At 71.2% G+C, this 10,829-nt stretch carries 10 protein-coding genes; 6 read left to right on the top strand and 4 right to left on the bottom strand.

Translation table 11 applies throughout. The features are described 5' to 3' along the window. A partial coding sequence (locus tag D7V93_RS27420; RefSeq protein ID WP_147451364.1) for a DEAD/DEAH box helicase occupies window positions 1–2,788 on the top strand: 2,788 nt, incomplete at its 5' end. Window positions 2,789–3,136: 348 nt separating this feature from the next. Here D7V93_RS27420 and thiD read toward each other — a convergent pair. The 3 genes from thiD to D7V93_RS27405 form a co-directional block, all read right to left on the bottom strand. Beyond that, entirely contained in the window at window positions 3,137–3,943 is an 807-nt protein-coding gene (gene thiD / locus D7V93_RS27415) for a bifunctional hydroxymethylpyrimidine kinase/phosphomethylpyrimidine kinase (RefSeq protein ID WP_120646206.1), read from the bottom strand. Window positions 3,944–4,005: 62 nt separating this feature from the next. Beyond that, a complete protein-coding gene (locus tag D7V93_RS27410) occupies window positions 4,006–5,070 on the bottom strand; it encodes an alpha/beta fold hydrolase (protein WP_120646205.1) in 1,065 nt (354 codons plus the stop codon). Window positions 5,071–5,211: 141 nt separating this feature from the next. Continuing rightward, on the bottom strand, window positions 5,212–5,862 hold the full coding sequence (locus tag D7V93_RS27405; protein WP_120646204.1) for an NADPH-dependent F420 reductase: 651 nt from the start codon (window positions 5,860–5,862) through the stop codon (window positions 5,212–5,214). Window positions 5,863–5,962: 100 nt separating this feature from the next. Between D7V93_RS27405 and D7V93_RS27400 the strand changes: the two genes are divergently transcribed. Then, window positions 5,963–6,967, top strand: coding sequence for a LysR family transcriptional regulator (locus tag D7V93_RS27400; protein ID WP_120646203.1), 1,005 nt, complete (start codon window positions 5,963–5,965; stop codon window positions 6,965–6,967). A 25-nt stretch (window positions 6,968–6,992) separates the two neighbouring features. Here D7V93_RS27400 and D7V93_RS27395 read toward each other — a convergent pair whose 3' ends face one another. Next, window positions 6,993–7,703 (bottom strand): TVP38/TMEM64 family protein, encoded by a 711-nt coding sequence (locus D7V93_RS27395; RefSeq protein ID WP_244237540.1) that lies wholly within the window; start codon window positions 7,701–7,703, stop codon window positions 6,993–6,995. Window positions 7,704–8,051: 348 nt separating this feature from the next. Here D7V93_RS27395 and D7V93_RS27390 point away from each other — a divergent pair, with 348 nt between their 5' ends. The 4 genes from D7V93_RS27390 to D7V93_RS27375 all read left to right on the top strand — a co-directional run. After that, window positions 8,052–8,513: a general stress protein gene (locus tag D7V93_RS27390; protein WP_244237539.1), complete on the top strand. Its 462-nt coding sequence runs from the start codon at window positions 8,052–8,054 to the stop codon at window positions 8,511–8,513. A gap of 39 nt (window positions 8,514–8,552) precedes the next feature. After that, window positions 8,553–8,888: a hypothetical protein gene (locus D7V93_RS27385; protein ID WP_120646200.1), complete on the top strand. Its 336-nt coding sequence runs from the start codon at window positions 8,553–8,555 to the stop codon at window positions 8,886–8,888. A gap of 36 nt (window positions 8,889–8,924) precedes the next feature. Further along, complete coding sequence (locus tag D7V93_RS27380; protein ID WP_120646199.1) at window positions 8,925–10,148, top strand: sodium:proton exchanger; 1,224 nt, start codon at window positions 8,925–8,927, stop codon at window positions 10,146–10,148. After that, a partial coding sequence (locus tag D7V93_RS27375) for a cation:proton antiporter (RefSeq protein ID WP_504739585.1) occupies window positions 10,145–10,829 on the top strand: 685 nt, incomplete at its 3' end. The genes D7V93_RS27380 and D7V93_RS27375, both read left to right, overlap by 4 nt.

Here is a 10,829-nt window from a genome sequence, read left to right as displayed (position 1 = left end):
GTCGGGCGGGGTGGAGATCTCCTGGCGCCTGGACGTCATCGAGGGCTACGGCGTGGAGGTCGCGCCCTACGTGCACCGGCGCACGAAGAAGGGCCAGCGCACGACGGGGGCGAAGGTCGGCCGGCGCAAGCTGTTCCAGGAGTACGGCTCGCAGCTCAGCGCCTCGGACGCGCGCATCGGCGCGCTGCTGGCGGACCACGACGCCCCGGCGTCGCGCGCGCTGCTGTTCGAGCTCATCGACCACCCGCGCATCTACCTGGAGGGCCTCACGCCGGATCTGCTCGTGCGCATCGAGCGCGCGAAGGTGGGCCTGGTCGCCGAGGACCGGGCCGGCACCGTGGTGGTGAACGCGGGCGTGGACGGCGCCGCGCTGCCGGCGGCGATGCTGGAGCGCGTGCGCAAGTCGAAGCCGGAGGAGGCGGTGTTCCTCTGGGACGAGGGCCCGCGCCTGCTCACCGTGCTGGACGTGAGCCCGGAGGTGCGCGCGCTCACCACGGTGCTGCTGCGACACGGCAACGCGTTCCCGCCGGAGAGCCACGGGGCGCTGTTGGATCAGCTCTCCAAGTTCTCCATGCGCCTGCCGGTGGCCATGCCCCGCAGCGTGATGGGGGAGTCCGTCGCGCCGCAGCAGCTCCCGGTGCTCCGGCTGGAGGCGCAGCCCGGGGGTGCGGTGCGACTGGAGCTGCGCCTGCGACCTCTGCCGGACGGCCCCGCGTTCCTGCCCGGAGAGGGGCCGCGCGACGTGCACGTGCGGCGCGACACCGCGTCCTTCCACGCGGTGCGCGACTTCGCGCGCGAGCTGGCGGCGGCGACGGCGCTCCAGGCCCGGCTGCCATTGCTGTCCGCGGAGCCGCAGGAGCAGCCGTTCTGCTTCCTCTTCCACAGCGCGCAGGGGGGACTCGCGGTGCTGGCCGCGTGCGCGGACTTCGAGCCCCGGCCGGAGCTGGAGTGGTTGGGCACCTCCATGCGGCTGGTGGCGAAGCGGGGCGTGGGGGACCTGAAGGTCGTCCTGCAGCGCAAGCGCGACTGGTTCGGCGTGCTGGGTGGGCTGGCCGTGGAGGGCGAGCGGGTGTCGCTGGCGCGGCTGCTGGATGCCGCCCGGCGCAAGGAGCGCTTCATCCAGGTGGACGCGAACACCTGGGTGGAGATCGAAGCGGCGCTGCGCGAGCACCTGGAGCGGCTGTCGGATCACACCTACGCCTCGCGGCACGGGCTGGAGGTGGGGCCGTCCGCGGCGGAGGCGCTGGCGGGCCTGGACAGCGCGGGCGCGGACATCGACGCGGACGCGTCCTGGAAGACGCTCGTGGAGCGCATCTTCGCGGCCAAGGAGCTCAAGCCCCGCGTCCCCACGACGCTGAAGACGGAGCTGCGCGACTACCAGCTCGAGGGCTTCCGCTGGCTCACGCGGCTGGCGTCGTGGAACGCGGGCGCCGTGCTCGCGGACGACATGGGCCTGGGCAAGACGGTGCAGGCGCTGGCGGTGCTGCTGGACCGCGCGAAGCAGGGCCCCGCGCTGGTGCTGGCGCCCACGTCGGTGGCCTTCAACTGGCGGGATGAGGCGAAGCGCTTCGCGCCGTCGCTCAAGGTGACGCTGTTCTCCGAGGCGGAGGACCGGGGCGGCACGCTGGAGCGCCTGGGGCCCCGCGACGTGCTCGTCATCAGCTACGGCCTGCTCACGCGCGACATCGAGCGGCTGTCCGCCCAGCGCTTCGCCACCATCGTCTTCGACGAGGCCCAGACGCTGAAGAACGCGGCCACGCACCGCTTCCGCGCGGCCCGGGCGCTCCAGGGGGACTTCAAGTTCGCGCTGTCCGGCACGCCCCTGGAGAACCACCTGGGCGAGCTGTGGGCCCTCTTCGCCGTCGTCTTCCCCGGGCTCCTGGGCAGCCTGGAGGCGTTCCGGGCGCGCTTCGCCGCGCCGATTGAACGACAGGTGGACCCCACGGCCGCGCCCGCGCTGGCCCGGGTGCTCCAGCCGTTCCTCCTGCGTCGCACCAAGGGACAGGTGGAGGCCCAGCTTCCGCCGCGCACCGACGTGCACGTGCCCGTCGTCCTGTCCGCGCCGGAGTGGACGCTCTACGAGGACGCGCGGCTGGCGGCCCTGTCGGACCTGGAGACGCACAAGCCGAAGCTGAAGGAGCAGGAGAAGCGCATCCAGGTCCTGTCGGCGCTGACGCGGCTGCGGCTGCTCGCGTCGCATCCCCGGCTGTACGACGCGGCGTCCAAGCTGGAGTCCTCCAAGCTGGAGCGCTTCATGGAGCTCATCCAGGAGCTGCGCGAGGAGGGCCACCGCGCGCTCGTGTTCAGCCAGTTCACGTCCCACCTGGCGCTGGTGCGCGAGGTGCTGGACGCCCAGGGCATCACCTACGAGTACCTGGACGGGCAGACGCCCGCCGGCGCCCGGGCCGAGCGCGTGCGCGCCTTCCAGGAAGGGGACGCCCCCCTGTTCCTGATCTCCCTCAAGGCCGGAGGCTTCGGCCTCAACCTGACGGCCGCCACCAGCGTCATCCACCTGGACCCGTGGTGGAACCCGGCCGTGGAGGACCAGGCGTCCGACCGGGCCCACCGCATCGGCCAGCAGCGGCCCGTCACCGTGTACCGGCTGGTCGCGCGAGGGACCATCGAGGAGCAGATGCTCGCGCTCCATGAGCACAAGCGCGCCCTCGTGGCCGGGGTGCTCGAAGGCAAGGATGCAGCCGGGCGCCTGTCGACCCAGGAGCTGCTCGGCCTGCTCGCGCAGCGGCTGCCGGCCATCACCGGCCTGGATTCCGACGCGACCCGGCACTGAGCCCGTCCAGAGGTCCTTTCCTGGGTTTTTTCGGGGGGCCTCCGCACACCTGTGCCCACACTGAACAAACATTGAGGCAGTTCCGCATAGGGTCCGGACTGAACGGCCGAACAGCCCTGAATCCTGATCGGGCGTGCCTACATGCAAGAATGATCAGGTGGTGACAGGTGGCCGCCCTTCCGCAAGCCACAATGCCCACATGCTCGTATCTTCAGTGAGTCCACGACAACACCCACGTCAATCCCTGTCAAAAGAAAGACATTGCATCAATTCAATACACAGACGCACCCGCGCCGAGTGCAATCAATTGCATTGAATTGCTCACTGATAAATGTATCAATGTTTCATTCAGGGGATCAGCGGGAAGAAGTGCCCGATGGGGCCGTTCCCGTGCCCCACGGCGAGCGGGTAGCGCAGCGCCGCCGTGACGTACTCCTTGCCCTGCCGCACGGCCTCCAGCGGCGCGGCCCCCAGCGCGAGCCGCGCGGCGATGGCCGCGGACAGCGTGCAGCCCGTCCCGTGCGTGTTCGGCGTCTCCACGGGCTCGACGGCCAGCGTCTCCAGGCTCACGCCGTCGAACCACACGTCGGTTCCGCGCAGCGCGCCCTGCATGCCGCCGCCCTTCACCAGCACGGCTTTCGGTCCCTGGCGATGGATGCGTCGCGCCGCCTCGCGCATGTCCTCCAGCGTCTCGATGTCCATCCCCGCGAGCAGCCGCGCCTCATGTCGGTTGGGCGTGAGGATCTCCGCGAGGGGCAGCAGCAGCGTGCGCAGCGCCTCCACCGCCGCGTCATCGATGAGCCGGGAGCCCGCGCGCGACACCATCACGGGATCCAGCACGACGGGGCCCAGGGACAGGGCGCTCAGCCGCTCCGCCACGGTCTCGATGATGTCCCGGCGGGCGAGCATGCCCACCTTGACCGCATCCACGCGCATGTCCGAAGCGACGGCCTCCACCTGCGCGGCGACGGCCTCCGGAGGCAGCACGTCCACCCGGGTGACGCCGCGCGTGTTCTGCGCGGTGACGGCGGTCAGCGCGCTGGTGCCGTGGACGCGATGGAAGGAGAAGGTGCGGAGATCCGCCTGGATCCCCGCGCCACCGCCGCTGTCGGAGCCGGCGATGGTGAGGGCGGTGGCGACAGGGAAGGGCGTCATGGCGCGGCATCCTACCGGGACCCGTGGTTTCCGGATCCCGGAGAAGCGCGCGCCTCAGCGCCTCAGAACTGGTTCTGGCGCGCCTGCTCGAAGCCCACGCGGTGCTTGAGGTACAGCGTGTCCAGCATGTGGTTGCTGATGGGGTTCAGGTTGCCGTCGGTGAAGCGGTGCACCACCGCGCCCTTGCCCGCGTCCTTGAGGAAGGACAGCGGATCCACGGAGCCGCCCAGGCCGGTGAGCGTGGGCACGGGGTCCGCGTTGTTGACGTAGTGCACGTACTTGGGGCCGTCCGGGTACTTCGTGGACGCGGCGCCGAAGGTCTCCACGGACAGGTGGCCCATCTTCGCCTCGACCTGCGCGGGGGACAGCCCGTCCTCGATGCGCAGCCGCTTCGCCACGTCGTTGAGCGCGCGCGCGGTGATGAGGCCGCCCTGGCTGTAGCCCACCAGGTGCACATCGCGGCCGGCCTTCAGCTCCGAGTAGAGCGTGTCCGCCAGCGTGTCCACCGCGGGGTTCTTGCCCTTGTCCAGCTTGTCCGTCACGCACTGGGCCAGGTCCTTCACCAGGCCTTCCGTCGCGTTGTGGATGCCCACGACCTTCGCGCCGGAGGAGTTCGCCAGCGCCTGCATCTCCCCCAGCTGGCCCGCCGTCGGCGTCATGATGCCGTTGACGTAGAGGATGGTCTTGTCCGGGTTCGCGTTGTTCGCCGGCGTGACGCCCGGGACGTCCTTCAGCGGCGTGGTGGCGGGGAGCGTCTTGCCACCGGCGCCCACGAACATGCCGTCCTGCGCGCGGTCCGGCTTCGCGCCGCCGAAGAGGCTGGTGATCTCCTTCACCGTGGTGGCGTTGAAGACATTCACGCCCATCTCCACGAAGCGCGGGATGTCCTTGAGGCCACCCACCGCGGCGTCGATGATGCCACCCAGCAGGGAGTTGGCCCCCGCGGGCGCCGGCTGCGCGGACGCGCCCTGAAGCACCGCGTTCGGCTTGGGCACGGGGCGCTCGAACGACGACTGCTGGAACGCGGGCGTGTGGGGCGCGGGCTTCCGGGCCGAGGCCTGCTCAGAGGCCGGCTTCCGGGCCTCGGGAGGCACTGCGGGACCACGGGTGCGGTTGATGGTGCTCATGGAAACCTCCAGCCACCGGGGGAAGTGGGCTCAGGTAGGTTATCCGCTTCTCACCCCGGAAGTTGCGTGGCCCCGCGTCAGGCGCCTGGATTCCACCCCCGGTCCCTGACGCGGCTGGCCATCCACGGCCTGTGCTGGTGTTCAGCGCTTCACGACGTGGATGTTGAAGTCGCCGGTGCGCAGGGTGCCCCACAGGCGCAGCCAGAGCGGCAGGAACGCCTCGGTGCCCCGGGCGGTGGTGATGTCGCCCAGGTCGATGATGTGCTTCCAGCCGAAGCCCTCCGACAGGAGCTGCTTCACCCGGGCCTTGGCGTCCGCGTCGTTGCCGGACACGAAGACGTCATGGTCTCCAGGCACGCGCGAGGGCTCCACCATCACCTCGCAGTTCATCGTGTTGAGCGTCTTGACCACCTTGAGGTCCGGGAAGGCGCGCTGGAGCTGTTCGCCCAGCGAGTCCGTGTGCGGGGTGGTGAGCACCGGCGGCATGCCCTTCGTGAAGTCGAGCGGGTTGGACACGTCCACCAGCACCTTTCCGCGCAGGGCCTCCGCGCCCGCCGCCTTCAGCACGTCCAGCGACGCGGTGCCCAGGGTGCAGTTGAAGAGCAGCTCCGAGAACGCGGCGGCGTCCGCGAACGTCCCCTGCGATGCCTTGCCCCCGGCCTTCTTCACCCACGCGGCCGCCTTCGGGTTGTCCGCGGTGCGCGAGCCCATCCGCACCTCGTGGCCCAGCGCCACCAGCTTGCTGCCCAGCGTCTCACCCACCATGCCCGTGCCCAGGATCGCGATTCGCATGTCGACTTCCTCCGTTGGCCCGAACCTTAATCGTCAACCGGTAGGAGGGTGAGCACGTCCGGGTTGAACCATCATCAACTCCGGGTTGACACTCCGGCCCATGGACCTGTTCACCGGGGTGTTGCCGTTCCTCCATGTCGCGGAGGAGCAGAGCTTCCGAAGGGCGGCGGAGCGGCTGGGCGTCACCGTGGCCGCGGTGAGCAAGGCGGTGCGGCGGCTGGAGGAGGAGTTGGGCGCGAGGCTGCTGGAGCGCACCTCCCGGCAGGTGGCCCTCACCTCCGAGGGCGCGGCGTTCCTGGAGCGCGCCCGCGAAGCCGTGGCCCAGATGCGCGCGGCGCGGGAGACCGTGGCCCAGGCCCACCGGGCGCCCCGGGGGCCGCTGACGGTGGCGCTGCCGTTCATCCTGGGGCCGGTGCTGCTGCCGCGACTGGCGAGGCTCCAGGCCCGCCACCCGCAGCTCACGCTGCACGTGCGCATGAGCGACCGGCTGAGCCGGCTGGTGGAGGAACAGGTCGACGTGGCCATCCGGCTGGGCGGCCTGGAGGACTCCAGCCTCGTGGCACGGCGGCTACTCCGCACGCGCTGGATGACGCTCGCGGCGCCGACCTACCTGGCGCGGCACGGCACCCCGGAGAGGCCTGGCGACCTGGAGCACCACGCGTGCCTGAAGTTCGTGGACCCGCGCGGGCTCACCCGCGAGTGGCGCTTCCGGGAGACGCCGGGCGGTGCGGAGACGGTGGTGCGCACGCGGGCCGCCATCGACGTGGATCACGGACCGGCGCTGCTGGACCTGGCCGCCGCGGGCGCCGGGCTCTGCCAGGTGCTGGACTTCATGAGCGATGCGCGGATGCGCGATGGCACCCTGGTGGAGGTGCTCGCGGATCACGCGGCGGAAGGGCCGCAGGTCCACGCGCTGTGCCTGCCCGGGCGCCAGTCCGTGCCCCGCGTCCGCGCGCTGCTGCAGCTCCTGGTGGAGGAGCTGCGCCCGTCTCCCGAACCGACGGCCGCCGTCAGCGCTCCCGCGCCGGAGGAGCCTCGTCCCGCGCGGGAAGGCGGTCCGCGCAGGTCCCGGAGGAAGCCGGCCTCGAAGGGAAGGGGCCCCTGAGCCGCTCCTGAGCCGCTCCTGAACCTCAGGGCGTCGTGAGTGGAACCTTCCCGCCCGCGGCGGCGTTGCTGATCTCCGGCTCCGTGGCCAGGGGCTCCTCGGGGGCCTCGTTGATCTCCTTGTAGAACCGGCGCCCGAAGACGACGCCCAGCACCAGGGAGATGATCATGCCGGCCGCGGACACGGCGGTCATCACGGTGCGGCCCTGCGCCAGCCCACTGCCGAACTGCGCGGTGAGGAAGGTGCCGGGGATGGTGCCCAGCACCACGCCCGCCACGGACGGCCAGAAGCGCGCGCCGCTCGCCGCGCCCGCCGCCAGCATGATGTCGGTGGGGCACAGCGGGTTGATGCACGCCAGGAACGTGAACTGGAAGTCGTGCCGCCGGGCCGCCTTCGCGAGCGCCGGGTACTTGCGCCCCGCGAGCCGCTGCATCGGTCGGGTGCCAAGCTTGCGAGCGAGGAAGTAGAGCAGCGTGGCGGACAGGAAGCTGCCCGTTAGTGAATAGAGCGTCGCTGCGAGCGTGCCGAACATCATCCCACCCACCGCGGTGAGGACCTGTCCGGGCAGCAACGTCAGGGGCCGGATCGCGAGGAACCCCACGTAGGCCACCGGCGCGTAGTCGCCCAGGGGCAGCAGCAGCTCACGGATGGTGCGCTGATCGATGAAGTCCGGCCCCAGGAGCCGGAGCATCACCAGGCCGCCAATGGACACGACCATGGGGGCGAGGATCCGCAACCAGGTCTTTACCGCGCTCCCGCCACTCGCCACCGCAGCCTCCCGTATCCCCCGCCGACCGATGTGTCAGGCGTTGCGCACAAGGTGGGATCCAGGCGGGGAATCGGCAACGACACGTGAATTGTTGTGAACAGTGAGAGCGTCCTGCCGGGCAATCACCCGTCCAGTCCGGAAGCCCAGCAGGCCTGACAAGCGCGCGAAATCCTTGGGGATTATGCATGCAATGTCAGAAGAGAACGGCTGGCGGTGTACGGAGCTTGCTTGCATCGGGGCGCTTCCGTCCCAAGGTTTCAGGCAAGGGACACCGAGGCGCGGACGGGGTTGGTAGTCACGAGAGGAGATACGGACATGTCGGACAAGGACAACAAGGGCAGCATGACGGTGGCCGAAGCGGGGCGTAAGGGCGGCGAGACGGTCCGGAACGAGCGCGGTCGCGAGTTCTACGAGACCATCGGTCGCAAGGGCGGCGCGACGGTCAAGGCCGAGCGCGGTCGCAGCTTCTACGAGGAGATCGGCCGCAAGGGCGGCGAGACCGTGAAGGCCGAGCGCGGCGCCAAGTTCTACGAGGAGATCGGCAAGAAGGGTGGCGACCGCGTCAAGGCCACCCGCGGACCGAACTTCTATGAAGAGATCGGCCGCAAGGGCGGGCAGAAGGTCAAGAAGCTGATCGAGGAGGGCAAGCGCGCCGCCCGCGCCGCGATGGATGCCCAGGCCGCCGCCGCCGGCGGGGCCGCGCCGCAAGAGGGGGCCGCAGCTCCCACTGCGCCGGCCGCCACGCCGGAGCCGACCACGCCCAGCGGCAACGAGTAACGGGGGACAGGACACGCGGTCTTCCGGTATGACGGTCGCGTGTACCTGGTCCTCACGTTCCTCGAGCAGGTGGAGACGACCGAGCGGGCGATCCGCCGGCTCCGGGAGTTCGGCATTCCGGAGCCGCTGGTCATCCGGGCGCGCAGCGCCGCCGCGGCCCTGTCCGCGGAGGTCCCTGTGTTCGCCGGTCTGCGCAGCCTCGCGCTGGGCGCGGACGAGGACAAGATCGTGCTCGTGAGCGTGCTGCCCGGCCTCCCCCAGGAGGAGATGGAGCGGCTCATCCAGCGCGTGCAGCTGGAGATGGATGCGGATGATCCGCCCATGGGTCGCCTGGTGGCCCTGCCCGTGATGGCGGCGCCCACGCACCGGCGTTGATGACGCGCAGGGGCGCCCGGGTGTAAGCACGACGCTGTGCAAGCGCTGCTCGTCTTTCTCATCGTCGCGGCGTTGTCGCTGCTCGGGTCGAGCCGCTCGCTGCTGGATCCGGGTCGCTTCCCGGCGCTGGCGCAGCTGGCGGCCAGCGGCCTGCTGTTCCTCATCTTCGGAGCGCTGCTGGGGCCGTCGATTCTTGGCGTGCTCACCGTGCGCGACCTGGACTCACTCCGGCCGCTGATCGCGCTGGGGCTGGGGATGGGTGGCGTGCTCCTGGGGCTCAACCTGGAGCCCCGCCTGCTGCGCCTGCTGCCCCGGCCCGTCTACGCGGCGGCGCTCGCGCACGCGGGCACGGCCTTCCTGTTCGTGGCGCTGCCCCTGGCGGTGCCGCTGGTGCTGTCCATGGGCTTGAGGCCCCTGGTGGCGGTGGGCGCGGCGGCGCTGCTGGGCGCGGCGGCGAGCCTGTCGTCGGGACACTTCGCGGTGCTGGGCTACCGCAACGGACGGCTGGAGCGCTCGCGCGGCCTGGGCGTGGCGCTGCTCACGATGATGGATGACGCGGTGGGCCTGGGCGTGCTGGCGCTGGGGCTGGTGCTGGGCGCCACCGGCAACGCGGCCGAAGGGCTGGGCCTGCTCAGCCTGGCGCTGCTCCTGGGCGTCGCGTGCGGCGCGCTGCTCGCGTTCCTCACGCACTCGCTGAAGGACCCCGCGGAGCAGACCACGGTGACGCTGGGCATGGTGGCGCTGGTGGGCGGCGCGGCGGCGTACCTGCGGCTGTCGTCGCTGCTGGCGGGGGTGGCGTGCGGCGCGACGCTGGCGCTGATGGGCGGACGCACCGCGGAGCGGGTGGCGCGCGCGCTGTCGCGGGTGGAGCGGCCCACCTACCTGGTGCTGGTGTTCATGGTGGGCTGTCACCTGCACGCGCGCGACCTGTCCGCCTGGGCGCTCTTGCCCGCGTTCGTGGGCCTGCGCTTCCTGGGCAAGGTGCTGGGAGGGCGCTTCGCTCAGCGGCTCACCCAGGGCGTGCTCGACCTGCCCCCGCAGTTCGGCTACGCGCTCATCGCGCAGGGCGGGCTCGCGCTGTGCATCGTGGCCGAGTACGTGCTGCTGGTGCCGGGCTCGCTGTCGCAGCGGGTGCTGGACGTGGTGGCGGTGGGCGCGGTCGTCAACGAGATGCTCGCGCACGGCGCGTTCCGGCACGTGCTGGCCGCGGAGCCCCGCAAGCCCGCGCTGCCGGCGGATGACGCGGAGGTGGCGGCATGAAGGGGTCTGTCTTCCGCCTGCTGCTGCTGGTGGCGCTGCTCGCGGCCATCACCCAGGCGCAGGTGATGCGCGCGGACGCGGGCACGCCGGTGCTGCTGGCGGCCGGTGCGCTGCTCCTGTGCGGCCTGTTCGCGGGCAAGGTGGCCAAGGGCCTGGGCCTGCCGCGCCTCACGGGCTACCTGCTGGTGGGCGTGGCGGTGGGGCCCTACGCGCTGGGCTTCATCCCGGGCGCGGGCGTGAAGGGGCTGGAGCTGGTGAAGGGGCTGGCGGTGAGCCTCATCGCGCTGGTGGCCGGCACGGAGCTGCACCTGGGGCTCATCCGCCGCGTGGGCGCGCGCGTGGCGCTGCTCTGCGCGGCGGTGTGCGGGGCGACGTTCGCGGTGTGCTTCGGGGCGACGTTCGCGCTCAAGCCCTTGCTGCCGTTCCTCGCGCCCATGACGGTGCCGCAGGCGCTGGCGGTGAGCGCGCTGCTCTCCACGGTGATGGTGTCGTTCTCTCCCACGGTGACCATCGCCATCGTCCAGGAGACCGCCGCCAAGGGGACCTTCACGGAGTTCCTGATGGCGCTCGTCATCATCGGGGACCTGTTCGTGATGGTGGCCTTCGGGCTGGCGGCGGGCATCACGCGGGCCACGTTCGGCGACGGGCTGGACGTGGCGGCGCTCCTGGGCGGGGTGGGGT

It is taken from the genome of Corallococcus llansteffanensis (assembly GCF_003612055.1).
GTDB classification, from domain to species: domain Bacteria; phylum Myxococcota; class Myxococcia; order Myxococcales; family Myxococcaceae; genus Corallococcus; species Corallococcus llansteffanensis.
Note: the sequence above shows the minus strand (reverse complement) of the source record. Positions and strands in the feature narration are given on the sequence as shown.

Excerpts from the sequence above, each read along its gene's own strand:
- thiD (WP_120646206.1), bottom strand. The coding sequence starts at position 3,943 with ATGACGCCCTTCCCTGTCGCCACCGCCCTCACCATCGCCGGCTCCGAC.
- D7V93_RS27410 (WP_120646205.1), bottom strand. The coding sequence starts at position 5,070 with ATGAGCACCATCAACCGCACCCGTGGTCCCGCAGTGCCTCCCGAGGCC.
- D7V93_RS27405 (WP_120646204.1), bottom strand. The coding sequence starts at position 5,862 with ATGCGAATCGCGATCCTGGGCACGGGCATGGTGGGTGAGACGCTGGGC.
- D7V93_RS27400 (WP_120646203.1), top strand. The coding sequence starts at position 5,963 with ATGGACCTGTTCACCGGGGTGTTGCCGTTCCTCCATGTCGCGGAGGAG.
- D7V93_RS27390 (WP_244237539.1), top strand. The coding sequence starts at position 8,052 with ATGTCGGACAAGGACAACAAGGGCAGCATGACGGTGGCCGAAGCGGGG.